The 23,657-nt window shown below is 72.4% G+C and carries 22 protein-coding genes; 9 read left to right on the plus strand and 13 right to left on the minus strand.

Annotated elements, in window-relative coordinates; genetic code table 11:
- Window positions 1–145: 145 nt before the first annotated feature.
- From ACWC91_RS18230 to ACWC91_RS18245, 4 genes are all read right to left on the minus strand, one after another.
- On the minus strand, window positions 146–913 hold the full coding sequence (locus tag ACWC91_RS18230; RefSeq protein ID WP_225076539.1) for a hypothetical protein: 768 nt from the start codon (window positions 911–913) through the stop codon (window positions 146–148).
- Window positions 914–1,319: 406 nt separating this feature from the next.
- Window positions 1,320–1,679 (minus strand): hypothetical protein, encoded by a 360-nt coding sequence (locus tag ACWC91_RS18235; RefSeq protein WP_225076538.1) that lies wholly within the window; start codon window positions 1,677–1,679, stop codon window positions 1,320–1,322.
- A 347-nt stretch (window positions 1,680–2,026) separates the two neighbouring features.
- On the minus strand, window positions 2,027–2,395 hold the full coding sequence (locus tag ACWC91_RS18240) for a YrdB family protein (RefSeq protein ID WP_225076537.1): 369 nt from the start codon (window positions 2,393–2,395) through the stop codon (window positions 2,027–2,029).
- Window positions 2,392–3,003 (minus strand): peroxiredoxin-like family protein, encoded by a 612-nt coding sequence (locus ACWC91_RS18245; protein ID WP_225076536.1) that lies wholly within the window; start codon window positions 3,001–3,003, stop codon window positions 2,392–2,394. Before ACWC91_RS18245 ends, ACWC91_RS18240 begins: the two co-directional genes overlap by 4 nt.
- A gap of 78 nt (window positions 3,004–3,081) precedes the next feature.
- On the opposite strand from ACWC91_RS18245, the gene ACWC91_RS18250 reads away from it, so the two are divergent.
- Window positions 3,082–3,714 (plus strand): TetR/AcrR family transcriptional regulator, encoded by a 633-nt coding sequence (locus ACWC91_RS18250; RefSeq protein ID WP_225076535.1) that lies wholly within the window; start codon window positions 3,082–3,084, stop codon window positions 3,712–3,714.
- Window positions 3,715–3,972: 258 nt separating this feature from the next.
- A complete protein-coding gene (locus tag ACWC91_RS18255; protein WP_281155710.1) occupies window positions 3,973–4,812 on the plus strand; it encodes a hypothetical protein in 840 nt (279 codons plus the stop codon).
- Window positions 4,813–5,062: 250 nt separating this feature from the next.
- Here ACWC91_RS18255 and ACWC91_RS18260 read toward each other — a convergent pair whose 3' ends face one another.
- Window positions 5,063–5,206 carry a hypothetical protein gene (locus ACWC91_RS18260; protein ID WP_225076533.1) on the minus strand — a complete coding sequence of 48 codons (144 nt, stop codon included), beginning with the start codon at window positions 5,204–5,206 and terminating at the stop codon, window positions 5,063–5,065.
- Between the two features lie 214 nt (window positions 5,207–5,420).
- Between ACWC91_RS18260 and ACWC91_RS18265 the strand changes: the two genes are divergently transcribed.
- On the plus strand, window positions 5,421–6,104 hold the full coding sequence (locus tag ACWC91_RS18265) for a phosphatase PAP2 family protein (RefSeq protein ID WP_450643527.1): 684 nt from the start codon (window positions 5,421–5,423) through the stop codon (window positions 6,102–6,104).
- Between the two features lie 290 nt (window positions 6,105–6,394).
- Here the strand turns inward: ACWC91_RS18265 and ACWC91_RS18270 are convergent, their stop codons facing one another.
- On the minus strand, window positions 6,395–7,570 hold the full coding sequence (locus ACWC91_RS18270; RefSeq protein ID WP_450643528.1) for a TerD family protein: 1,176 nt from the start codon (window positions 7,568–7,570) through the stop codon (window positions 6,395–6,397).
- 210 nt (window positions 7,571–7,780) lie between these two features.
- On the opposite strand from ACWC91_RS18270, the gene ACWC91_RS18275 reads away from it, so the two are divergent.
- Entirely contained in the window at window positions 7,781–8,047 is a 267-nt protein-coding gene (locus tag ACWC91_RS18275) for a GlsB/YeaQ/YmgE family stress response membrane protein (RefSeq protein WP_141359764.1), read from the plus strand.
- 25 nt (window positions 8,048–8,072) lie between these two features.
- Here the strand turns inward: ACWC91_RS18275 and ACWC91_RS18280 are convergent, their stop codons facing one another.
- The 7 genes from ACWC91_RS18280 to ACWC91_RS18310 all read right to left on the minus strand — a co-directional run bounded on the left by ACWC91_RS18280 (window position 8,073) and on the right by ACWC91_RS18310 (window position 18,214).
- The gene (locus ACWC91_RS18280) at window positions 8,073–8,240 is read right to left on the minus strand and encodes a hypothetical protein (protein WP_450643529.1); all 168 of its coding nucleotides are present in this window, start codon (window positions 8,238–8,240) and stop codon (window positions 8,073–8,075) included.
- Window positions 8,241–8,245: 5 nt separating this feature from the next.
- Entirely contained in the window at window positions 8,246–13,165 is a 4,920-nt protein-coding gene (locus tag ACWC91_RS18285) for a DNA repair ATPase (RefSeq protein ID WP_450643530.1), read from the minus strand.
- Window positions 13,166–13,336: 171 nt separating this feature from the next.
- Window positions 13,337–15,403, minus strand: coding sequence for an SPFH domain-containing protein (locus ACWC91_RS18290; protein ID WP_225076529.1), 2,067 nt, complete (start codon window positions 15,401–15,403; stop codon window positions 13,337–13,339).
- Window positions 15,404–15,839: 436 nt separating this feature from the next.
- Entirely contained in the window at window positions 15,840–16,493 is a 654-nt protein-coding gene (locus ACWC91_RS18295) for an Rv1733c family protein (RefSeq protein WP_225076528.1), read from the minus strand.
- 147 nt (window positions 16,494–16,640) lie between these two features.
- Window positions 16,641–17,465, minus strand: a complete 825-nt coding sequence (locus tag ACWC91_RS18300) for a rod shape-determining protein (protein WP_450643531.1) — start codon at window positions 17,463–17,465, stop codon at window positions 16,641–16,643.
- Entirely contained in the window at window positions 17,462–17,833 is a 372-nt protein-coding gene (locus ACWC91_RS18305; RefSeq protein WP_225076526.1) for a TraR/DksA family transcriptional regulator, read from the minus strand. Before ACWC91_RS18305 ends, ACWC91_RS18300 begins: the two co-directional genes overlap by 4 nt.
- A gap of 57 nt (window positions 17,834–17,890) precedes the next feature.
- The gene (locus ACWC91_RS18310) at window positions 17,891–18,214 is read right to left on the minus strand and encodes a TraR/DksA family transcriptional regulator (RefSeq protein WP_225076525.1); all 324 of its coding nucleotides are present in this window, start codon (window positions 18,212–18,214) and stop codon (window positions 17,891–17,893) included.
- 300 nt (window positions 18,215–18,514) lie between these two features.
- On the opposite strand from ACWC91_RS18310, the gene ACWC91_RS18315 reads away from it, so the two are divergent.
- The 5 genes from ACWC91_RS18315 (at window position 18,515) to ACWC91_RS18335 (ending at window position 23,647) form a co-directional block, all read left to right on the plus strand.
- On the plus strand, window positions 18,515–19,471 hold the full coding sequence (locus tag ACWC91_RS18315) for a HAMP domain-containing sensor histidine kinase (RefSeq protein WP_450643532.1): 957 nt from the start codon (window positions 18,515–18,517) through the stop codon (window positions 19,469–19,471).
- Between the two features lie 2 nt (window positions 19,472–19,473).
- Window positions 19,474–20,133: a response regulator gene (locus tag ACWC91_RS18320; RefSeq protein ID WP_100568361.1), complete on the plus strand. Its 660-nt coding sequence runs from the start codon at window positions 19,474–19,476 to the stop codon at window positions 20,131–20,133.
- A gap of 112 nt (window positions 20,134–20,245) precedes the next feature.
- Window positions 20,246–20,698, plus strand: a complete 453-nt coding sequence (locus ACWC91_RS18325; protein ID WP_450643533.1) for a hypothetical protein — start codon at window positions 20,246–20,248, stop codon at window positions 20,696–20,698.
- Between the two features lie 105 nt (window positions 20,699–20,803).
- Window positions 20,804–23,146, plus strand: coding sequence for a protein translocase subunit SecD (secD, locus tag ACWC91_RS18330; RefSeq protein WP_450643534.1), 2,343 nt, complete (start codon window positions 20,804–20,806; stop codon window positions 23,144–23,146).
- A 168-nt stretch (window positions 23,147–23,314) separates the two neighbouring features.
- Window positions 23,315–23,647 (plus strand): TraR/DksA family transcriptional regulator, encoded by a 333-nt coding sequence (locus tag ACWC91_RS18335; protein ID WP_225076521.1) that lies wholly within the window; start codon window positions 23,315–23,317, stop codon window positions 23,645–23,647.
- Window positions 23,648–23,657: the final 10 nt, after the last annotated feature.

Here is a 23,657-nt window from a genome sequence, read left to right on the forward strand (position 1 = left end):
GGGACCTTAGACAAGCCTCATCGTTGCAGCTCAGAAGGCACTTTCGCTTTTCCGATCACGATCCGGACGCGACCCCCGATGAAACGCGCAGGCTAGTGCTGTGACCGTGCCGAGGAGGACACGGGCGGCGGTAGCCGACCGTGTCTCATGAACGCTGTTCCGGCAGGGCGGCCGCCATTTCATGGGCCCTGTGGCCGTGCTCGTAGAGCAAGGGGACGAGGTGGAGTTTCGCCGACAGCTCCTCCTCGGTCAGGACGCCCTGGTCTCGGAGGTGTTTCAGGTTTTCGATCAGCACCTCTTCTTCCTCGTCGGGGCGCCAGTCGTCCTCCTCCGGCATGATTCCGAAGTTGGAGGCGGCCGCCGCGAGGAAAGGGGCGGCGGCACGGAAGAGCGTCACCATGGCAATGAGCAACGTGAAACAGAGAACGGTCCAGCCGACCCAGCGATCGAATTCTTGGAAGAGGATGATCACGAAGAGCACGACCGTGCCGAGTGAGCAGCCGGCGATCTTCCAGGCGTCCAGCATCGGGGGGCCGACGCGGCGGTAGGCGATGTAGTTGGCGCTCATCACGAAGTCGTCGACGATGAAGAGGAAGGCCCAGTTCAGGATGGCGATGAGGGTGGAGGTCCGGGACGTGATCACGAGCACCCACAGGCCGACCAGGATGACCATGAAAAGTACACCCTGGGCGGCGGCTCGCTCCAGCGTCCAGATTCCTCTTCTTGCCTCTTGCGTCATGGTGCGGAGGTCTTTTTCGGGATCCGCGCCCATGGAGTATTCGGGCGCCTTCTCGTGAGCGACCCGCCAGAAGATCATGCAGAACGAGAATCCGATGATCAGGGATGTCGCGCGCAGCGCCAAATGTCCGTTCGCGATCTCATCCCTCAAATGGGCTGCCGAGAAGTTGCCCACTTGAAGGAGCGGATTCAGCAGCGCGTATGACATTGCGGAGACAGCGCATGCCAGACCTACGCAGAATGAAAGATGCAATCGGTTCGCCGGCCGAATCGCCCAGTACAGGCCCAGCAATCCAATGGTTGTGCCCGTGAGTACGGCAGGCAGCACACCGAGTTCGTTCGAGTACAACAGTCACCCCCGTGTTCTCGTGATCCGAGAAGCAAAACGTAGCCCAGATCAGGTGCCGGGCGGGCCGGGTGCGGGGGCACCGGCAGGCGTAGCCCTTCTTCAGGGTGATCAGCTCGGATCCCGCATCGCTCAGCGACCGGTGTAAGTGGCGCGGCGCGGCGACTGAAACGTCTCGGGGGCGCGCCCGTGATGAGCGCGCCCCCTGCCTCTTGGGTTCCTGCGGCAGTCGCCGCTAGTGCACGACGATCACAACGAATCCGTCGTCGAAGCGGTGACCGAAGCCGTGACCAAAGCCGTGGTCGAAGCGGAACTCGCCACGGTCAAAACGGTGGTCGAAGCGGTGGTCGAAGCGGTGGTCGAAGCGGAAACCGCCGCGGTCGAAGCTGTGGCCGAAGAAGCCGAACCCGCCGTGGCCGAAGCCGTGGTCGAAGCAGCGCCAGTCGTTGCCGAAGCACTGCATGGTGGTCACATGGGCGGGCGCGGCAGGAGCCGCTGCCGCGGCCGTGCCGGCTGCGCCGATCGCGGCGCCGCCGGCCATCAGAGCGGTGACCGCGGACGCCGCGGCGAGGCACCGCGCGCCTTGTACTCGCATGATGAATGCACTCTTCCTTCTGCCGCGTCGGCCCGTGTGGCCGTGGCCCGCGCGGTCCTGGCGGTGCGAGAGGGACGACCGCCGCCGCGGGAGGCGGCGGCACGGTCTTGGGCGTCGTCCCGTGCGTTCGGGGAGCGCGTCTCGCATCCGGAACCCCGCCGCACGGGAGCCGGCCGACCAGGGAGGTGTCCTCAGGTAGCAGCCGTACTTCGAATACGTGAGCGAGGCGCTTTGGGATTGGCGCTCCGGCGGGAAAACCGCGCCGGCGCCCCGGCACGGAGTACGCCGCGCCGCGGGCGATGCCGGCCGCGGGGTCCGACCCGCCGCAGTGAGGCGCGGACGGCGGGTCAGGATCCGTGGTGCGTCAAGGCGTTCCGGTCCAGGGTGGCGAGGACGGTGTTGACCGCGACCACGACGGCGGAGACGGCGGCCCACCGGTCCCGGCCGACGGCGTACAGGGCGGCCACCGCGGTGCCGAACACCAGCGCCTTCACGGCCAGAACGCCCAGCACCGGCAGCGCCACCCGGGCCTTCGGGGCGGCGAACAGGCCCCACACGACGGCCGCCGCCGCGGGAGCGGCGACGGCGAGGAGAAGACGCGTGGCCATGTGGTCCGCGCTCTGCCACCCCCACCAGGCGAGGGCGGCCAGGGCCAGCACCTCCAGGAGGAACGCCAGCCCTTCATTGACCACGTGCAACGAGCCGGGAAGCGTCACCGGGAGTCGTCCTCCGTCACCTTCGTCACCTTCATCGCCTTCGTCACGTGCATGGCCGCCAGTTCCAGCAGTTCGTCGACCGACCACTGGTCGTAGACGTGCTCACCGTACTTGGCGGCGAGGACCCGGCCGTCGGGTGCGATGAGGAAGTCGGCGGGCAGACCGAGCCGTCCGCCGTGCGGGCTGGTGGACGGCAGGTGCTCCCGCCCGCGCACGACCTCCCGCAGGCCGCTCAGGACCGCCCGGAGGATCGGCCACCAGGCGCGCGGGTGGAGCAGGGCGCGGGGCGAGCGTTCCACGCCGAACTCCGTGTAGAGCCGCCTGGCCGGATCGGCGACGACGGCGAACGGCAGATCGGTGGTGTGGGGCAGCAGCTCGTCGGCGGGCGAGTGGAAGACCACGACCTCGCGGACACCGGCGGCCTCGATCTCCCCGTGCCGCCGCACCACCGAGCGCAGGTGCAGGTTGCAGACCGGGCAGCCGGCGAACCGCCGGAACTGGAGGTGGATCAGCCGGCCGGGATCGGGAACGGCGACCTGGTCGCCGGAGACGGCGGTGAGACGCCGGTCCCGGACGGTGGAACCGGGCCTCACTGGGTTACGGGACATGCGCACGACGGGCTCCCCTCCGTAAGCGTACGGCATACGCTTACCAGCGTAGGCGTATGCCGTACGCTGTCAACCGCCATGCCACGCCCACGTTCACTCACGCAGGACCAGCCGGCCGCGGCCGCCCTCGCCGTCATCGACCGGGACGGGCTCACCGGACTGTCGATGCGCGCCGTCGCCAAGGAACTCGGCATGAGCACGATGGGGCTCTACCGGTACGTGGACGACCGCGAGGAACTGGAACGACTCGTCGTCGAGCTCGTCCTCGCCCGTGTGGACGTCGAGCCGCCGGACCCCGCCATGCCGTGGCGCGAGCGGATCGAGGTCATGGTGCGGCGGCTGCGCGACGCCGTGGCCGACCACCCGGCGATCGTCCCGCTCGCCATCTCCCACCGGCACCACTCCCGCGGAGTGCTGCGCTGGTCGGAGGCCGTGCTCGCCGTCCTCACCGAGGCGGGCGTCGCGGGCGAGCGGCGGGTCGTCGCCCTGCGCGGACTGCTCAGTTACGTCATCGGGGCCATCCAGCTCGAACATCTCGGGGCCCTGTCCGGTCCGGGCACCGTGGCCATCACCGAGCTGCCGCCCGCCGAGTTCCCGCGCATGGCGGAGACCGCCCGGGACGCCCGGAACGTCGGCGCCGACCAGGAGTTCCTGGGAGGACTCGCCCTGCTGCTCGACGGCCTCAACGGCCTCAACGGCCTCGGCACCTGACATCGGCCTGACGGCGCACGGCGCACCGGGCGGCACGCGCCGTCCGCGCCGGTGGCGACCGAGCCGTGCCTGCCCCTGAGCGCGCCATGCCCCGTCCCGGTTGGACCGGTCGGCAGAGGCCGGGTGTGACGGGATAGGGCCTTCATACGCTGAGGCAGTCGGAATGAGCAGCGAGGGCGTCGGATCCGTAGAGCGAACGAGTAGCAACCGCATGGGATGGACACGGGTATGGGCGACCGACACAGCGACGGTGGGGGCGTGGACCGCCGACACGCCGGCACGGGCGACCGCCGGCCGGGCGGCGATGGCGACACCCGCGCCACCGAGCTGGAACCCGTCCTCCGCCGTGCCCTGTGCGCCGAGGCCCTCGACGCGTCGGCCGAGCAGCGGGCCGTGGCCGCCTTCCGGGCCGCCCGGAAGGAAGGCGCCCACCAGCAGGCACGGGCGCGGAGGCGGGACGACTGGCGACCGCGGCGCGTCGCGGGGCGGCGTGCGGTGCGGGCCGCCATCGCGGTGTTCTTCGCCGGCCTGACCTTCAGCGGCGTGGCGATCGCGGGGATCGGCTCACCGAAATCCGGCGGGAAGGCCGAGGACGACGGTCGCGCACGGCGGCATCCGTCGCCCACCGCTCCCGAGGCTCCGTCGCCCGACCGGCCGCCGGCACCCGCGCCCGCCGACGCCGCACCGTCCGGGCCCGCCTCCCCCACGCCCGTTCCCTCCGTGACCCGCGAGCGACCGCCGACGGCCAAGGACATCCAGGCCCACTGCCGCGCGTACGCGTCGGTGAAGGGCAGCGGCAAGGCGCTGGAGTCGACGGCCTGGAAGCGGTTCGTCGAGGCCGCCGGAGGCGAGGACAACGTCGACGCCTACTGCGCCGACCAGCTGGCACAGAGCGAGACCGGCAGCCCGGGCAAGGGGAACGGCTCCGACAACGGGAACGGCTCCGGGAGCGGGAGCGACCCGGGCAAGGAGAACGGACAGCCGAACGGCAACTCGGCCGTCGAGAAGAACGCGAAGAACGAGAAGAACGGACAGACCAGTCCACCGGGCCGCGCTCCCCAGACCGGTGCGGCGAAGAACGGGCAATCCGGCACGTGATCACGTGGATCACGTGGAATACGGCATGCGAGTTGTGACGCACTGAGTGACGCGATGAGTGCCTTACTGCACAAATGTGTCGACTTCGTGTCAGTGCACCGGAACCCGTGACATCCGGCGCTCCCACAGCGCTGAACCTAGTGACCCCGGGCGGGGTCGGGCCGCCTGCTCTCCGGGGGGAGGTACGCGGGCGGCAACAAGCAGGGGCAGACTTGTTCGCACCCCCCGTGGCGGGTCTGCCCCTGCTTCATCACTCGGCCGGTGCTCCCTCACTCGGCCGGCCCGGCGGCCGCATGAGCCCGCCGCCGGAGCGCTCCCCGCGGATCTGCCTGGTCGTGGCGCTGCCGCGCGAGCCGGGACGGATGACGGCGACCGCCAGGACGTCCTTGGCCACGACCGCCCGCCCTCAGGAGGCCGCGATCGGCCCGGCGGCAATACGACGGCGCCTGAAGCAACCCGGTCTCCAACTGCTACCGTCTACCAATCTGTAGACGTTCATCCCTCGGACGGCCCGGCTTCACGAGGGTTCCACTTCTGCGTCCGCGTGTGTTCACACGCGTTCCCCGGAGCGCTCACGCACGTGGACCCATGGCCCGGAGATCCACCTGATGACGACTTCCTCCCCGCCCGCCACGGGGCTCGACGGCGCGGCCATCGACGGCGGCCTCTACACCGACGTCACCAACTTCGCTCGGGACACGCACTGGCTGAACGAGCCCGCCGCGCTCTTCTCCGACCTCGGCATGGGCCTGTTCGCGCTCTTCCTGCTGGTGGCCTGGTGGCGCGCCCGGCGCGAGGGGAACACGGTGATGGCCGCCGTGCTGGCCACGCCGTTCGCCGTGGTCCTGGCATACGTCGTCAACAGCGGGATCAAGAACGTCTTCGAGGAGCCGCGCCCCTGCCGGGCCCTCCCGCACGGCTTCCTCATCGAGGCGTGTCCCCCGGTCGACGACTACGCCTTCCCCAGCAACCACACCACGGTCGCCTTCGCGTTCGCGGTGGCCCTGCTCGTCATCAGCCGGTGGCTGGGGTCCATCGCCCTGCTCACGGCCGTGGCGATGGGAGCCTCGCGCGTCTACGTGGGCGCCCACTACCCCCATGACGTCGGCGTCGGCGCCCTGGTGGGGACCGTCGTCACCTTGATCGTCGTGCTGATGGCGCGCCGGTTCGCCCCGCCGCTGGTGGAGCGGCTGGGCGCCGGGCCCCTGGGTCCGCTGCTCGTCGCCCGGACCGCGAAGCGGGCCCGGCCGACGGCGCGCTCGGGCCGGGCGGCGGCACGGGCCCGGATCTAGTGCTGTGACCGGGGCGGTGCCGTAGCCGAGGGCCGGCAGGTCGCCCCTGCCGGCCGGGTCGTACGGTCCCGCGGTCGCCGTCGCCGAGGCTCGCGCCGGGCCGGCGGGCGAGACCGGGGCCGGGACCGCCGGCGCGGGCCGGACAACGGAGCCGGAGGGCGGCCCGCCGGCCGCACGCACGATGTCGGAGGCGGCGGCCAGGAGCACCACCGCCGGCCGACGCCGGCGCGACCGGGCACCGGTCATGTCCCGCCTTCTCCGCCCCGCTCCCCCGGCTCCGCGGGAGCCGGTCACTCCTCGTAGTAGTTGTTGATCACCACGTCCGGCTCGTCGTCGTCGAACGCCTCGTTCAGCAGGGCCCCGCCGACCAGGCCGGCCGCGCCGGCGCCGATGAGCGCGCCGGTGCCGAAGCGGCGACCGCCCTGCTGCTGGTCGCCCTGGGGGGCCGGGTAGCCCTGCTGCGGGTAGCCCTGCTGCGGGTACCCCTGCTGCGGATACCCCTGTTGCGGATAGCCCTGCTGGGCCTGGGGATATCCGGGGCTCATCGGCTGGGGCGGGGTGTAGAACGGCGGCGCGGTGGTCTGGACGCGCTGCGCGCACTCGGCGCACGCCTGGACCGGCCGGGGCACGCCCCACTGCGGGTACCAGCTGACGCTCGTCGTGCCGGGGCCGTGGCCGGGGTCGAAGAAGCAGGTCATGTCGGGACTCCTCGTGGGCTGCGGTGGTGCGGCGACGATCGGCGGCTGGGGGGACACCAGGGTCGGTGTCGGTGTCACAGGGAGGGCGGGCGGGGGCGCGTGTGTGGGTGCGGGCGGGGCCGACGGGGGCGGGCCGTACGCTCCCGCACCGGGGTCCGGGGCGGACGGGGCCTGGTTCGGGGCCGGGTCCGGATCCGTCGTCTCCCGCAGGACGTCCACGCCGTAGTCGGCGGCGATGCCCGCGAGGCCCGAGGCGTACCCCTGGCCGACCGCCCGGAACTTCCACTCGGCGCCGTGCCGGTACAGCTCGCCGAAGACCAGCGCCGTCTCACCGGCCAGACCGCCGGCCGCCAGGTCGTACCGGGCGAGTTCGGCACCGCCCTCCTGGTCGAGCACGCGGATGTGGGCGCGCTGCACCCGGCCGAAGGTCTGCCCGCGGGCGGCTCCCTCGTAGAGCGAGACCGGGAAGACCACCTTCGTGATCTCGGCGGGCACACGGGTCAGGTCGACGTCGATCCGCTGGTCGTCGCCGCCGACGGGGCTGCCGCCGCCGCTGTGGCGGACCGAACCGTCGGGGCTGCTCAGGTTGTTGAAGAAGACGAAGTGCCGTTCGGACAGCACCTTGCCGGACGCGTCGCACAACAGCGCGCTGGCGTCCAGCTCGTATCCGGCATCCGCCTGCCAGCCCAGCCCGACCGTGACCGCCGTCAGGCCGGGAGCCTGCTTGCTCAGCGAAACGTTGCCGCCCTTGGTCAAGGGCACACTCATCGAACTCCTCCGCAGCTTTTCCGGTCCCCCGTGTTCATGGAGGTCAACGCGCTTGCCCTCCTCGGCAGTTCCGGGGTTGCGCAATAATGAAAATATGCGGCTGGATGCGGACCGGCCAAGCAACCACGGGCCCCATACCTCGCGTCCTGGCCATAGCAGGCATCCGGAACCACGCGATCGGGCAACCAACACTCCTGGAGGACAGACGACGTGAGCATCATCGGCTGGATCATCCTCGGGCTGCTAGCCGGGGCCATCGCCAAGATCCTGCTGCCTGGGCGGGACCCGGGCGGACTGATCGGCACCACTCTCATCGGCATCGCGGGCGCGTTCGTGGGCGGCTGGCTCTCCGCCAGGTTCCTCGACCGGCCCGTGGAGAGCAACTTCTTCGACCTCTACACCTGGGGTGCGGCCATCGGCGGCTCGCTCGTGCTGCTCATCGGCTACCGCCTCCTGTTCGGCAACTCGCGGAACTGATCCGGCGGCGCCGCCCGGAAGGCGCTCACTCCTCCTCGGCCGGCGAGGGGGACCAGTAGGCGTGGGCCCGGCGGCGGTCGCGGCGGATCAGAACGGTCGTACTGGCCGCCACGATCAGCGTGGCGGTGCTGAGCGGGACCAGGAAGGGCGTCATCAAGGCCATCGCCGCGATGACCGCCGTCATCGTCTCCATCGTCGTCACTCCTCCTTTGCGCGCTCGGCCGCGTGCCGGGCCCGGGAGGCGGTGCGGCCGGTCAGGGCGGCCTCGATGGCACCCATCCGGTCGGCCAGCAGGGCAAGAGCGGCGGTCGCGCGCGTGAGGGGATCCCCGGCCGGGCCGCCGAGAGCCTGCGCGCGGACGTGGGCCGACTTCAGCTCGGCCCAGCGATCCGCCTGTTGCGGGGTCAGGGTGCCGCGCAGTTCGGCCAGTTTCAGCAGGTTGGCCTCGGCTCCCGTGGTGAGGGTCTGTGCCTCGGCGGTGAAGTGGTCGTCGAGGACGGCGGACAGTTCGGCGTCGTTCATGACGGGCCGCAGCCGCTGGGCGATCTTGTTCATGGTGCGGTAGGAGCCCTGGAGCCGGAACGGCGGCTCGGTGCGTGTCGCGTCGGACTGGGCGGCGGAGGCGATGTAGGCGGCGTTGACCGCGAGGACCGTCTCACGCGCGCCGAGCAGATGGCGCAGCACGGACACGATCTGCTCGACCTCGGCGGGCGCGTAGGGGTGCTTCAGCCGGTCGGCGCGGGCCGCGGGGTCGTTGCCCGCGAGCCGGAGGAACAGGTCGAGGTCGCTACGGTCGCGGCCGGCCAGCGGGGCCAGCACGGGGTTCGCGGTGAGCGCGTTCTCCAGGAAGCTGAGGGCGAAGACGTCCTTCTTGCCGGTCAGGACGTCGCCGAGGTTCCAGACGTCGGCGCGGTTGGCGAGCATGTCGGGGACGCGGAAGCGCTCACCCGACTCGGTGTAGGGGTTGCCGGTCATGCAGACGGCGAACCGCTTGCCGCGCAGGTCGTAGGTGCGCGCCTCGCCGTTCCGGACGCCCTCGACACGGCGGGTGGCGTCGCACAGCGGGATGAACTTCTGGAGCAGTTCCGGTGAGGTGTGCTGGATGTCGTCCAGGAGGAGCAGGGTGTTGTTGCCCGCCGCCAGCGCGAAGTTGATCTTCTCGATCTCCTGTCGGGCCGTGGCGTTCGGGGCCTCGGCCGGGTCCAGCGAGGTGACTGCGTGGCCGAGCGCCGGGCCGCTGATCTTGACCAGCATCAGGCCGAGGCGGTCGGCGACGTATTCCATCAGCGTGGTCTTGCCGTAGCCGGGCGGCGAGACGAGCAGCAGCAGGCCGCCGGTGTCGGTGCGCTTGGTCTCGCCCGCGGTGCCGAGCTGGCGGGCGAGGCTGTCGCCGATGAGCGGCAGGTAGACCTCGTCGATGAGCCGGTTGCGGACGAACGCCGCCATGGAGCGCGGGCGGTGGTCGTCCAGGCGCAGCCGGGCCCGCTCGGTGTCGACCAGGGCGGTGCGGCGGCGCTGGTAGGCGCGGAAGGCGGGTGCCTCCCGCGCCTCGAAGCGTTCGGTGCGGGCCAGGAACTCGTCGATCCGCAGGGTGAGGTTGCGGCCCTCGATACGCGGGTGGGTGCCGAGCAGGCCCTCGACGGTGGTCACCGGGGAGACCTCGGACTCGTAGCGGGGCAGGTCCGGGCACAGCTCGGCGGCCACCGCCTCGGCCAGGTCGCCGGCGGTGGTCTCGGTACCGGTGGAGGTGACGTACGCCGACAGCCACGCCTCGGCCAGCTGACGGCGCGCGGCGAGGCCGTCGAGCGCGGCCAGGTCCTCGTCGTAGGCGGAACTGCCCACGGTGCGGCGGAACTTGTCGAGCAGGGTGCGGGTGGCGGCGCTGATGACGAACCCGTCGGGCCCGCTCGTCAGCTCCTGGAACAGATACGCCGCGGCGGCGGGCGCCAGGTCGCCCGCGCCCTGGGAGGCCGGTCCGTGGCCGCCCGGGGCGGCCGGCCAGGCCTCGAGGGCCGCCGCGAGTTCCGCGGCGAGTTCGGCGATGGCGGGGGACGGGCCGAAGGCGTCGCGGGCGCGGGCCAGGGAGGCCGCTCGCCGGGTCCAGGCCGTGCGGGCCTCGGCGGTGGTGCCGTGTGCCCAGAACAGCTGGGCGGCGGCCCGTGCGGCGGGTTCGTGGCGCAGGGGCCCGGCCTGCTCGTACAGGGGGAGCAGGGCGGTGAGGATCGCCGTCGCGTCGTGGTCGTGGACGCCGCGCTCGTAGCCCTCGTCGTACGCCTCCTCCGCGGCCCCGCGCACCAGGGCCGGCAGGTCGGCCTCGGCCGGCGCGGCCGCGCCGTGGCGGCGCAGCAGCCGGGCGGCGAGGTGTTCGGCGCGGTAGACCTCGGGCGACTCGGACGGCAGCCGCCGGTCCCAGTACGGGCGTGTGTCCGCGAAGCCCGGGTCGGTGACCGGGGCGCGGTAGTCGGTGCCGGACAGGGCGAAGGCGAGGCCGTCGCCGTGCGGGACCAGGGTGAGGTCGAGCGGCCGGGTGGTGACGGCGAAGCGGTGGGTTCCCAGGCGGAGGGTGCGACCGCCGTCGGCGTACAGGTCGGTGCGGTCGCGCAGCGCGCGGGCCGCCTCCTGGCGGGCGGACTTCAGCCGGCCGTCCAGCTCCTCCGCCCGCACCGGGTCGCCGAGTTCGCGCAGTTCCCCGGTGGTGCGGCGGACCTTGGCGACCAGCGGGTCGGAGGCGAAGAAGGTGCTGACGGCGTCGGCGTCGGCGAGCGTGGCCGCGCGCCGGGCGATCGTCTCCAGCACCCGGCCCGCGGACGCGGCGAGTTGTTCGGCGCGGCGGGCGCGGGCGTCCAGGAGGCCCTGCTTGCGGCCGGAGAACGCCTCGTAGATCTCGGTGCGCTTGTCGGTCAGCTCGCCGAGGAAGTCGTCGAACTCCGCGAAGCGGGACTCCAGGTTCTCCAGCCGCACCAGCATGGACGCGAGTTGCTCGTCGCAGGCCTCGGGATCGTCGGCGGCCGCGAGCGCGCCGGTGACGGCCTGGCCGAGCAGCGCGAACTCGGCCGCGAACTCGGCGCGTCCCTCCTGGTCGCGCAGTTCACGGCGGCGGGCGTCGAGCAGGGCGCGGGCGCGGTTGACACCGCCCAGCACCTCGGCGATGCGTTCCAGGACGGAGGTGCGCACGGTGGCGTCGCCGATGTCGAGGCCGGCGACGACCTCGGTGACCGTGCGCAGCGAGCCGGCGAGGTCGTCGAGCCGGCCCGCGACCGGTGCCGCTTCGGCGACGCTGCCGATCGACTCGGCGCCGGAGGCGAGGCGTTCGACCTCCTCGTGGTGGTCGGCGAAGGCGTCCTCGCGGGCCAGGAAGGCGACCGCCCGCTGCCCGAACGTGGCGAGGTCGGCCTCCGTCCCGGCGGCCAGCTCGTCGATACGGGCGGTGTCGGCGTACCGCATCTCCTTCAGGGTCAGCAAGTGGCCCTGGGCCTGCCTCAGTTCGCTCAGGCCGCCGACCCAGGCGGCGGCGCCGCGCGGTGCCTCGCCGCGCAGCCGGCGCACCACCGCGGCGAGCCGGCCTGCGGCCGCCTCGAGCGCGTCGGCGGCCTGCCGGGTCAGCGTCTGGACGGTGCGGAACTCCTCCAGCACCTGCTCGGCGGTGGCCCGTACGGCGTCCAGCGGGGTGCGCAGGTCGCCCAGTTCCTCCTCGCCCAGCCAGTGGTGGCTGTCGAGGGCGCGGACGCAGGCGGCGGCCAGCGCCTCGTACACCTCGGCGGTCGGCGTGGTCTCGGCGACGGCGCGGCTGATGGACAGGCAGTCGGAGATGCCGCGTACGAGGTCGGCGTTGCCGATCCGCCCGAGGGGTCCGGTGCCCGTGGCGCCGGCGTGGGTGTCGGAGACGTAGGGGGAGCTCCAGAGCTGGAGGGGGTGCACGCGGCCCGGCTCGTCGGGTCCGGCCGAGGGGTCCGTGCGCAGCGCCATCAGCGTGCCGTCGTCGAACAGCGCCCAGCCGTGGCAGGACAGCGGGGTGGCGACCTCCTCGCGGATGGTGTTGTACGACAGCAGCAGGCTGCGGCCCTCGGCGGGCGCGTGGAAGGCGTACAGCACGTCCTCGCCGTAGGGCGAACGCACGTCGCGCTCGAACTCCAGGCCCGTGCTGTCGAGTTCGTAGGTCTTGTGGGCGCCGGTGGCCAGGCAGTAGCCCCCGGGGAACACGATGCCCTGGTCGTCGGGCAGGCGGCGGCAGGCCTGCCCGACGCCGTCGAGGCGGACCACGGCCCTGGTGAGGGTGTGGAAGACGAGGTAGCGGTGGGCCTGCTCCTTGTAGGGGCGGATCCGCAGCAGGATCAGCGGTCCCACGCTCGCGTGCGCGACGTCCGCGTCGGCGAGGGACTGGAGCGGTTCGTCGACCGGCTCGCTGTGGATGCCCTCGCCGGTCTCGGTGTCGTCCTCCGTCTTGACGGTGAGGTGGCCGCCGACGGTGGAGACGAAGATCTCGCCGCGCACGGAGACGTGCGGGTGGCGGCCCAGGACGTGGTCCTCGCGGCCGGTCGCGGTCCACTCGAAGTCGTGGGACGGCGGCGGCACATGGTCGCGTTCGCCGCGCCCGTCCAGGAACTCCGCCCGGCCGTCGGGGGTGATCGTCCAGCGCAGCACCCGGATGTCGCCGGGCTTCTCGCCGGTCCGGAAGACGGCGAGGAGCCGGCCCTCCACGTGGCGCAGGCTCAGCAGCCGGGCCTGCCGGTAGTAGCGGTGCAGGGCCCCGAACTCCCGCACGAAGGCGGGGTCGTCGAGGAGTCCGGGCACCGCGTCCCCGGGCAGCCGGTTCAGTTCCCGGTCGTGCAGCGCGAGGACGTCGCCGACCTCGGGTTCGGGCCGGTTGCCGTTGTATCCGAACAGCAGGCGGTCGCCGACTGCCACGACGTCGCGGGGCACGCTGGGGTGCTCGGTGCGCAGCCGGCCGGTGCCGGTGAGGTCCAGGCGCGTGGCGCCGAACTCCTCGGCCCGTCGGGCGTTGAGTCGTTCGGCACCGCGGGCGAGCTCGGCGGCCTGCGCGGTCAGCCGGTCGCGCAGCACCTCGTACGTTCCGGTGTCCACGGAGTCGTACGAACCCGTCTCCAGGGCGGTGGCCATGGGTGGTGCGTCCCTTCGCGAAGAGGTGCGGGCCCGGGGCCCGGCCTGTCCGGCGGATCAGGCCGGCTCCCGTCGGCGGGGCTTCCCGGCCCCGTGATTCCGGCGTGTCCACGGGACGGGCCCTCAACCGCCGTCTGCCGGCAGTGGGTTGGGGCCCGTCCCCGCGGCTCGTCAGACCCGGGCGGTGCCGTTGAGTGCGGTGAGCGGGGTGTCGGCGAGGCCCAGCTCACCGGCGCGGTCGAGGAGTTGCTGGAGCTGACCGGCGTTCGTGCCGCCCGACTGCATCATCTTCATCAGCAGCGCGGAGACCGTCAGGTTCTTGACGTCGGCCGAGTTGATCTGGCCGAGGATCCGGGCGAGGTCGTCGGTGAAGTTCGACGAGCCGTCCAGCCAGGGCCCCGCCAGGGCCTGCGCGGTCCGGGAGTTCTCCACGAAGCCGTCGACGCCCTTGCCGAACGAGATGGCGCTCATCAGACGGTCGAAGAAGACCGACTCGCCGCCGACGATGTCGATGTCGGCGTGCTCCAGGCCGGTCGCGATGACCGTGGCCTGCGCCTCGGCGACCTGCCGCTGCGCCTCCAGGCCGGCCAGCCGGATCTCCTTCTCCGCCTGGAGCCGCAGCCGGTACTCCTCGTGCTCGCGGGAGGCCTCGTCCAGGGCGGCCATCGCTGCCGCCTTCTCGGTCAGGCCCGCCGCCTCGGCCTTCAGCTTCTCGCCGATCGCGGCGGCCTCGGCGAGCGCCTTGGCCTGGGCGCCCTCGGCCTCCGCGCGCAGCCGGGCCTCGGTGCCCTGGGCCTCGGCGAGCGCCTTGGCCTGCAACGCCTCGGCCTCGGCGCGGCCGGCCTTCTCGATGACCTCGGCCTCTTGCTCGCGGACCTGGACGGCGGCCAGCCCCTCCGCGGCGGCCTCGGCCTGGACGGCCTCCGCCAGGCGCAGCTTGGCGCGGGCGTCGAGGTCGGCGGTCTTCAACCTGGCCTCTGCCAGGGTGAGTTCCTCGGCCGCGCGGTGGGTGGCGGCCTGCTCGGCCGCCTCGGCGGCCTTGATGTCCTTGACCAGCTTCTCCTGCGCCTCCGCCTCGGCGGCGATGATCACGGCCTGGCGCTCGCGCTCCGCCTCCTCCACGGCGCGCAGCTTCTTGATGGACTCCTCCTGCTCGGCGACCGTACGGTCCACCGCGACCCGCTCGCGGACGACCTCGGCGATCTCCCGCTTCTCCGCCTCGACCTCCTTGTCGGCGGCGATCCGGGTGAGCTGGGTCTCCCGCTCCCGGGCGATGACCTCCAGGAGGCGGTCCTTCTCGATGCGCTCGTTCTCGATGGCGATGACCCGCTCGCGGTTCTTCGCGGCGACCGCGACCTCACGGGCCTGGTTCTCGCGCTGGACGCCGAGCTCTTCCTCGGTGTGCAGGAAGGCGCTCTGCGCGCGCAGCCGCTCCTCCTCGACCACGCGGGCGGTCTCGGCCTCCTCGCGGGCGCGGGAGGTCTCGATCTCCCGCTTCTGCTTGATCTCGGCGTCCGCCTGGCGGCGCTCCAGCTCCAGGATGGCCTCGCGCGCGTCGACGTTCTGCCGGGTGATCTCCTTCTGCTCGGTGCGCTGCGCCTCGTTGGTGCGCACGTGCTCCACGGCCGTCAGCTCGGTGATCTTCCGGATGCCCTGGGCGTCGAGGACGTTGCCCGGGTCGAGCTGGGTCAGCGGCGTCTGCTCCAGGTAGTCGATCGCCGCGTCCTCGAGGTGGTAGCCGTTCAGGTCGACACCGATGACCTCGATGATCTGGAACCGCAGTTCCTCACGCTTGGTGTAGAGGTCGGTGAAGTCCATCTGCTTGCCGACGGTCTTCAGCGCCTCGGAGAACTTGGCGTGGAACAGCTCCTGCAACGTGTCCCGGTCGCTGGCGCGGGCGGTGCCGACGGCCTGGGCGACCCTGACGACGTCCTCGACGGTCTTGTTGACGCGCACGAAGAACGTGATGCGGATGTCGGCGCGGATGTTGTCCCGGCAGATGAGCCCCTCGCGGCCGGTGCGCGTGATCTCGATGGCCTTCACCGAGATGTCCATGACCTCGGCCTTGTGCAGCACCGGCAGGACGACCTGGCCGGTGAAGGTCACGTCGACCTTGCGCATCTTGGAGACGATCAGGGCCTTGCCCTGCTCCACCTTCCGGAACAGCCGGGAGAAGGTGAACAGTACGAAGAGTACGAGGAGCAGGCAGGCCGCGACGAGTGCGCCGATGACATCCATGGCATACGTCCTTGACGGTAAGGAACGGTGAGTAAGGGAGAGACCGGGTGGCCGGGTCCGGCCCCTACCGTGTCCCGGCGACTCGGGCGCCGGGACACGGCGGGCGGCGGGTGCGCCGCGGAATCGTCGAGCCCCCTCTTCCCCCTGCGACGCACCGGGCGGCGGTACTTGCCCCCTGCCGGCCCCGGCACCGGACAACTGCCGGTGTCCGGCACCGGAACCGTCCGCGGTGCTCCCCTCGCAACATCATGCCCGACCGGGCCCACCTGGCACATTGCCGGTTTCCGGCAGTGTTCGGCGGTCCTTCCTGCCGGTGACCTGACAGTGCAGCATCAAGATCGGGGAACCGGGCCCGGAAACTCCGGAGAGCGCCGCCGTCTTCGCGTGCCGTACCGGATGCGGCACGGCGCGGCCCGCGGCCGCCGGCGCCCCGCGATCACGCGGACGGCGGCCAGCGGGGGGCCGTGCGGGCCCAGGCGCTGTCCCAGGCGGCCAGGTTGCGTCGGCGGAGCAGCAGGCCGGCGGCGCCGTACACCGCGGCGCCGGTGACCGGGACGGCCAGGGCTGCGAGGATCGCCCAGCCCGTGCTGTGGCTGCGGACCTGGGCGGTGGTCAGGGGCGGCTCGGTGATGCGTCCGTCGGTGTCGGCCCATATGTCGACGGAGCTGCCGGCGGGCAGGCCGGGCTCGACGTCGGTCCGGTCGGTGCGGGTGAGCCCGCCCGGGTCGGTGAAGCGCACCGGTACCGGATAGCGGGTCTTCTTCGCCTCCTCGGAGCCCGGCTCGGGATGGCGGGGTGCGGCGTGCAGAAGGACCGCGGTGGTCTGCCGCCGCGTCCTCTCCTGGTGCTCGGCCGCCTGTTCGTAGTGGCGCAGGGCGGTGTCGCCGACGAAGAACATGGCCACGGGCGTGCCGGCCAGTACGGCCAGCAGGATGCCGAAGCCGATCCACGCCTGGAGCAGGTCGCTGCGGCGGCGCATCGGGTTGCGCCGAAGGCGCCAGAGCACGCGGCTGGGGAGTTCGTCGGGGAGCGGGTCGTCGGGGAACAGCCCTTCGGGGGGCGGCTGGGCCCGAGGGATGCCGCCGGCCATGGTGCGGCCCTCCTTCTGTGTCCTCTTGGTCCGCGTTGGTCCTCGCAGTCCGCATAGGCCTCGTAGGCCTCGTGCTCCTCTATGTCCGGGCGCGGTGGGGACGGGTTTTCCGTGCGCGGTGGGGACGGGGGCTGGTCTACGACGGGTCTAGGGGCCGGGCGGCCCGGGGGACGCGCCCGCCGGGCCGTCGGGGTGGTCGTGCGCGGCCCGCAGCAGGGTGGCGGCGCCGCGGACGGCGGCGGTGTGCGGCGCCGCCACGGCCTTGAGGGGCGCGTGCAGCCTGCCGGCGAGGTGGTAGGTGATCTCCGGGCGCAGGGCTCCGCCCCCGGCCAGCAGGGCGCCCCGGCGCAGGGCGTCCACGGTGAGCGACGTACGGTCCTGCCGCAGCATCGCGGTCACCATGGTGGCCACCGCCTCGCATATCTGCACCGGCGAGGCGGAGTCGAGGTCGCTGGTGCCCAGCGCGGTGCGGCGCGCGTCGACGACGGCGCCCTCCGACAGCAGCACCACCTCGGTCAGATGCGCGCCGATGTCCACCACGAGCAGCGGGCGGGACAGGTCCGCGCCCGCGGCCAGGGCGACGGCCCGCGCGCTGGGAATGGTCAGCACGTCGCGCGGCCGCAGCACCTCCACCGCCGTACGGGCCTCGTTGCGGAAGGCCACCCCGTCCAGTACGGGAGCGGTGAGGACGACCAGGGGGCGGGTGAAGCGGGGCAGACGGTTGCCGAGCAGGCGGTCGAGCATCCGGGCCGTGCCCTCGGTGTCGATGATCGTGCCGCGCTGGATCGGGTACACCGCCCCGGAACCGGGGAACGTCACCGTGGGGACGTCCAGGACCAGCCCCCGCCCGGCGACCCAGGCGCGGGTGCGGGCGCTGCCCATGTCGAGGGCGACGCCCCAGCCCTGCCGGCCCAGCGGCCACGGCCGGTGCCGGGCGGCCGCGGCGGCACGCGAACGCTGGGTGACCGTCACCGCCCGGCCTCCCTGACCTGCTGGCAGCGCGCGCAGTAGCGGGCCTGCGGCACGATCTCCAGCCGCTCCCGCGCGATGGGACGCCGGCACAGGTGGCAGGTGCCGTAGCTGCCCTCGTCCATGCGCGCCAGGGCCGCCTGGACGTCGGCGAGGACCATGCGGGCCGAGGCCGCGAGTTTCACGCGGACCTCCACCTGCGAGGCGGCCTGCTGCTGGAGCAGGGCGTCCGCGCGGGACGTCGCGGCGGCCGAGATCTGCTCCAGCTGTTCCTGGCGGAACATGCGCTGCTCGTCGAGGTTCGCGCGGAGCGCGGCGAGCTCCTCGGCCGTCAGGTACGTGTCGCGGTCGCCGATGATCTGGTTGTTCACCGTTTCACCCCTTGGGCAGGGCGGAGGACGAAGGCAGGACGGACGGGGCGGGCGGGGTCAGGCGGTACGGCGCCGGCAGGCGACGCAGTGCCCCGTGTACGGCAGGATCTCCAGGCGCTCCGCCGGGACCGGCTTGCCGCATTCCAGGCAGGTCCCGTAGGTGCCGTCCTCGATACGGGCGAACGCCTCGTCGATCTCCTTCAGCACCCGCTGGATGGCCTCACGCTGGGAGGACATCAGGTGGTCGTCCGCCGTCTGCCCGGTCTCGCCGAGGGCTTCCAGCTGGACCAGCCGGGTCCCGCGGGCGTGTTCAAGGCGCCGGCGGGCCTCCTGAGCGGACAGGCGCTCGCGGGGTTCGGTCCGGGCGGCGTCGAGCGACATCGTCAGTGCCCTACTTTCTGCAACGGGGGACGGGGGTCGGTCACACCTCAACCCTGGTCGAACCCGCCGCGGTTTCCCATCGGGTCCAGAGCCCATTTGCGGCCGGTCCGGGGATCCACTCGACACGGGCATGGGTAGGCCGCACCCTGCGAAATGGGGACCGTGCCCCATCGATCGGGGCGGCCGGCGGAAGGCACACTGGGCGGCAGGCCCGGTCGGGACCAGGGGGCCGCGGCTCGTCCAGGATGCGCGATGCCCGACAGTAGAGGCAGACCGCATCACGGAAGGAGTTCAACCCTGGTGTCCCTGTTCTGGCGGATCTTCGGGCTCAACGCCGTGGTGCTGGGCACGGCCACCGCGCTGCTGCTGTGGGCCCCGGTGACCGTCTCGGTGCCGGTCGTGCTGACCGAGGCCGTCATCCTCGTGGGCGGCCTCGCCGTCATGCTGGTCGCCAACGCCGCCCTGCTGCGCTGGGGTCTCGCCCCGTTGGACCGGGTGACGAAGCTGATGACCACCGTGGACCTGCTGCGTCCCGGCCAGCGGCTGCCCGAGCAGGGCGGCGGCGAGGTCGCGGAGCTGATCCGCACGTTCAACGCCATGCTGGACCGGCTGGAGAACGAGCGGGCCACGAGCAGCGCCCGGGTCCTGCTCGCCCAGGAGGCCGAGCGGCGCCGTATCGCGCAGGAGCTGCACGACGAGGTGGGCCAGAGCATGACCGCGATCCTGCTCGCGCTCAAGCGGGCCGCGGACGAGGCGGCCCCGCCGCTGCGCGACGAACTGCACCATGCGCAGGAGATCACCCGGTCGAGCCTGGACGAGGTCCGCCGGCTGGTGCGCCGGCTGCGGCCCGGCGTCCTGGACGACCTCGGTCTGGTCGCCGCGCTGACCTCGCTGACCCACGACTTCGCCACCCACACCGGGCTTCAGGTGGTGCGCCGCTTCGACGCCGACCTGCCCGCCCTGGAGCCGGAGACCGAGCTGGTCCTCTACCGTGTCGCCCAGGAGAGCCTGACCAACGTGGCCCGGCACGCGGACGCCGAACGGATCGAGGTCAGCCTGCGGCGCACCGACGACGCCGTGGTGCTGGCCATCGCCGACGACGGCCGCGGCATCAAGGCCGCGTGCGAGGGCGCCGGCATACGCGGCATGCGCGAGCGGGCCCTGCTCATCGGGGCCGGCCTCGACATCGCCCCCGCCCCCGTGGCCGGAACCGAGGTCCGGCTGACCGCGCCCGTCGTCCCCAGGAAGCAGACCTGACCATGTCCGAGCCGACCACGATCCGCATCCTGCTCGCCGACGACCACGCGCTGGTACGACGGGGGGTGCGGCTCATCCTCGACCAGGAACCGGACCTGGAGGTGGTCGCCGAGGCCGGTGACGGCGCGGAGGCCATCGAGATGGCCCGCACCCACGACATCGACCTCGCCGTGCTGGACATCGCGATGCCGCGGCTGACTGGGCTCCAGGCCACCCGCGAGCTGGTCGCGCTCAAGCCGGACCTGCGGATCCTGATGCTCACCATGCACGACAACGAGCAGTACTTCTTCCAGGCCCTCAAGGCCGGTGCGAGCGGGTACGTGCTGAAGTCCGTCGCCGACCAGGACCTGGTCGCCGCGTGCCGGGCGGCGATGCGGGACGAGCCGTTCCTGTACCCGGGCGCGGTGACCGCGCTCATCCGCAACTACCTGGACCGGGTCCGCCACGGCGAGGAGACCCCGGACCAGGTCCTGACACCCCGCGAGGAGGAGGTCCTGAAGCTGGTCGCGGAGGGGCACTCCTCGAAGGAGATCGGCGAGATCCTCTTCATCAGCATCAAGACCGTCCAGCGGCACCGCGCCAACCTGCTCCAGAAGCTCGGTCTGCGCGACCGGCTCGAACTCACCCGCTACGCCATCCGGGCCGGTCTGATCGAACCCTGACGGCCCGCCCCACGACCGCCTGGGGTCCCGGCTGCCCACTCCCCGGCCGGGATCCCAGGTACGACACCGCGTCCGCCACGAGTGCCACCACGAACACGAAAGGGGACGGTGCATGCACCCAGCGCCGAGCACCGCTCCCTCGTCCCGTGCCCTGGCCTTCCTGACGGCCGCGCTGCTGACCCTGCTGGCGGTCTTCACCACCGGCAGCCCTCCGCCGCTGCCCGCGCCCGCCACCGCGGCGGCATCCGTCGCGGACCTCGCGCCCGGACCGCGCTCCGGCACCGCGCCCGGCGGCGGCCACCGCGGCTTCGACGAGCGTCCCGCGGACGCCCCGCACGCCGGGCAGGGGTGCACCGTCGTCTGCTCCGGGCAGGACGGCACCCGGCAGGAGTTCCACGGGGACCGGCCCGTCGCGCACGGGCAGTTCGCCACCACCGATGACGTCACGGACGTCCCCCTCCCCGCACCCGGGCGGACGCGACCGGTCCCGGTGACCGTCGCCGCCCGCACGGTGCACGTGGTGCAGGACGGCGGTCGGGCACCGCCGCGGGCCTTCGGCATCTGACGTCCCCCGTTCGCCCCTCGACCGCCGTGACCGCGTCGGCCGCGGTCTCGGCGTGCCTGCCGGAGGCCTCCGTTGAAAAAACGTACGAAACGCAGTACTTCCCGGGTGAGAGCGCTGTTCGCCCTCGCCGTGATCGCCCTGTCCGTGTACATCACCGCCACCCTCCCCGTCCGTCTCGGACTCGACCTGCGGGGCGGCACCCAGATCGTCCTGGAGACCCGCTCCACCCCGACCGCCAAGGCCGACCGCGAGGCCACCGACCGCGCCCTGGAAGTGCTGCGCGGCCGGGTCGACGCGCTCGGCGTCGCCGAACCGACCCTCGTCCGCTCGGGCAGCAACCGGATCATCGTCGAGCTGCCCGGTGTGCAGGACCCCAAGAAGGCTGCCGACGTGCTCGGCCGTACCGCCCAGCTGACCTTCCACCCGGTGGTCGGCGTCGCCGACGGCACCGAGGACCCCGCCACGTCCAAGCCCGAGGCGTCCAAGGACCCCAAGGACCCCAAGGACCCCGACGCTTCGAAGGAACCCGACGCGTCCGAGGAACTCGTCCTGCCCGACGAGTCGGGGCAGAAGCTGCGCCTTCAGGACAGCGCCATGACCGGCAAGGACGTCAAGGGCGCTCAGGCGCGCTTCGAGCAGGAGACGGGCGCCGGCTGGACCGTCACCGTCGACTTCGACAAGGCGGGCCGGACCGCGTGGGCCAAGCTGACCAGTGAGGCCGCCTGCCGCGAGGTGGGCGACCCCGCGCGCCGGGTCGCCATCGTGCTCGACGACCGGGTCATCTCCTCCCCGCAGGTCGCGCCGTCCGTCGCCTGCGGCACGGGCATCGCGGACGGCTCCACGCAGATCACGGGCTCCTTCGACGACGCCGAGGCCCGTGAGCTGGCGCTGCTCATCAACGGCGGCGCCCTGCCCGTGCCGGTCGAGACGGTCGAGCAGCACACCATCGGCCCCACCCTCGGCGCCAGCGCCATCGAGGCCACCGCCTGGGCCGCGGTGATCGGCACCGCCCTGACGATCCTGTTCATCAGCATCGTCTACCGCCTCACCGGCTTCCTCGCGGCTGTGGCCCTGCTCTGCTACGGAGTGATCTCCTACGCCGCCCTGGCCGTCCTCGGCGCGACCCTGACCCTGCCGGGCCTGGCCGGTTTCGTCCTGGCGATCGGCATGGCCGTGGACGCCAACGTGCTCGTCTTCGAACGAGCCCGTGAGGAGTACGCCGGCATGCACCGGCCGAGCCCGCGCTCGGCCCTCACCGCCGGATTCCGCAACGCCTTCAGCGCGATCGCCGACTCCAACATCACCACGCTGATCGCGGCGGGACTGCTGTTCTTCCTGTCCACCGGTCCGGTGCGCGGCTTCGCCGTCACCCTCGCCATCGGTGTCGCCGCGTCCATGATCAGCGCGCTGGTGATCACCCGGGTGCTCGCCGAGTTCGCCGTGGACCGCGCCTGGGTGCGCCGCCGCCACCTGCTCACGGGTCTGGCGACCACCGGACGGGTCCGCGATCTGCTCGTGCGCCGCGACCCGGATCTGATGCGCCACCCGCGTCGCTGGCTGGCCGCCTCCGCGGTCCTGCTCGTGCTCGCCGGTTCGGGCATCGCGGCCCGGGGCCTGAACTTCGGTCTGGAGTTCACCGGCGGCCGGCTGATCGAGTACACCACCGCGACTCCCGTGAACCCCGACCGGGCCCGCACCGCCCTCGCCGACGCGGGCTTCCCCGGCGCGCTCGTGCAGTCGTCCAACGACAACGGCCTGACCGTGCGCACCGAGGACCTGACCAACGCCGAGGCCGCCAAGGTCACCGGGACCATCAGCGAACTCGGCGGCAGGACGGAGAAGATCCGCGACGAGCTGATCGGCCCGAGCCTGGGCGAGGAACTGCGCCGCAACGCGCTCATCGCACTCGGCGTCGCCCTCGGCGCCCAGTTGCTGTACCTCGCGGCCCGCTTCCGATGGCTGTTCGGCACCGCGGCGGTCGCCGCGCTCGCGCACGACGTCGTCATCCTCGTCGGCGTCTTCGCGTGGCTCGGCAAGCCCATCGACGGTGTGTTCCTGGCGTCGCTGCTCACCGTCATCGGCTACTCGGTCAACGACTCGGTGGTCCTGTTCGACCGCATCCGGGAACTGCTCGGACGCGACCGCAGGACACCGCTGGAGCAGATCACCAACAAGGGAATCCTTCAGACGCTGCCCCGCACGATCAACACGGGCATGGGCGCGGTGCTGATCCTGATCTCCCTGACGGTCTTCGGCGGGGACTCGTTGACCGACTTCGCGCTCGCCCTGCTCATCGGTCTCGTGATCGGCACCTACTCCTCGGTGTTCACCGCCTCCCCGCTCGCCATCGAGCTGCACCGCCATGAGCGCGGCGGCCGGCGCCGCGGCTCCGGCGGCGGCTCGGGCGGCGGCAAGCCCGCCCGCCGGAGCGCACCGGCGCGGGTCTGAGGCCCTGACGGTGGGCGGTGGTGCACCCCGCCGCCCACCGGAAATGGGTACTGCGACCGATGGCCGCATCCCGCGCGCGCGGCCACGCTGGAGGGTCAGGAGGGGGGCCGTACGTCACCGCGGCCCCCCTCGTCACCGGCTCTTTTGCCAGAAGGGACCGTATCGCCGATGTCGTGGGAGACCACCAGCAGTGCCTCCGCGGCCGAGCGCCTGAGCGCGCACGATGCCCGGCAGCGCCTCGAACACGAGCGCAACTCCCGCCTCGCCCAGCTGCGGGCCGTCCAGGAGAGCGAGGACGGCGGTCAGGAGGCCGACGACCTCCTGACCGCGCAGAAGAACGCCCTGCAGCGGGCACTGAAGGACATCGAGGCCGCCTTCGCCCGGCTGGACGACGGCTCCTACGGGAACTGCGAGGACTGCGCCAAGCCCATCCCGGTGGAGCGCCTGGAGATCCTTCCGTACGCACGCTGCTGCGTGCCCTGCCAGCAGCGCGCCGGCTGATCCGGCTCCC

It is taken from the genome of Streptomyces sp. NPDC001204, from assembly GCF_053598035.1.

Bases quoted from the DNA above. Each gene is read 5' to 3' on its own strand.
- ACWC91_RS18235 (WP_225076538.1), bottom strand. From the start codon at position 1,679: ATGCGAGTACAAGGCGCGCGGTGCCTCGCCGCGGCGTCCGCGGTCACC.
- ACWC91_RS18245 (WP_225076536.1), bottom strand. From the start codon at position 3,003: ATGTCCCGTAACCCAGTGAGGCCCGGTTCCACCGTCCGGGACCGGCGT.
- ACWC91_RS18250 (WP_225076535.1), top strand. From the start codon at position 3,082: ATGCCACGCCCACGTTCACTCACGCAGGACCAGCCGGCCGCGGCCGCC.
- ACWC91_RS18265 (WP_450643527.1), top strand. From the start codon at position 5,421: ATGACGACTTCCTCCCCGCCCGCCACGGGGCTCGACGGCGCGGCCATC.
- ACWC91_RS18270 (WP_450643528.1), bottom strand. From the start codon at position 7,570: ATGAGTGTGCCCTTGACCAAGGGCGGCAACGTTTCGCTGAGCAAGCAG.
- ACWC91_RS18280 (WP_450643529.1), bottom strand. From the start codon at position 8,240: ATGGAGACGATGACGGCGGTCATCGCGGCGATGGCCTTGATGACGCCC.
- ACWC91_RS18285 (WP_450643530.1), bottom strand. From the start codon at position 13,165: ATGGCCACCGCCCTGGAGACGGGTTCGTACGACTCCGTGGACACCGGA.
- ACWC91_RS18290 (WP_225076529.1), bottom strand. From the start codon at position 15,403: ATGGATGTCATCGGCGCACTCGTCGCGGCCTGCCTGCTCCTCGTACTC.
- ACWC91_RS18295 (WP_225076528.1), bottom strand. From the start codon at position 16,493: ATGGCCGGCGGCATCCCTCGGGCCCAGCCGCCCCCCGAAGGGCTGTTC.
- ACWC91_RS18310 (WP_225076525.1), bottom strand. From the start codon at position 18,214: ATGTCGCTCGACGCCGCCCGGACCGAACCCCGCGAGCGCCTGTCCGCT.
- ACWC91_RS18320 (WP_100568361.1), top strand. From the start codon at position 19,474: ATGTCCGAGCCGACCACGATCCGCATCCTGCTCGCCGACGACCACGCG.
- ACWC91_RS18325 (WP_450643533.1), top strand. From the start codon at position 20,246: ATGCACCCAGCGCCGAGCACCGCTCCCTCGTCCCGTGCCCTGGCCTTC.
- ACWC91_RS18335 (WP_225076521.1), top strand. From the start codon at position 23,315: ATGTCGTGGGAGACCACCAGCAGTGCCTCCGCGGCCGAGCGCCTGAGC.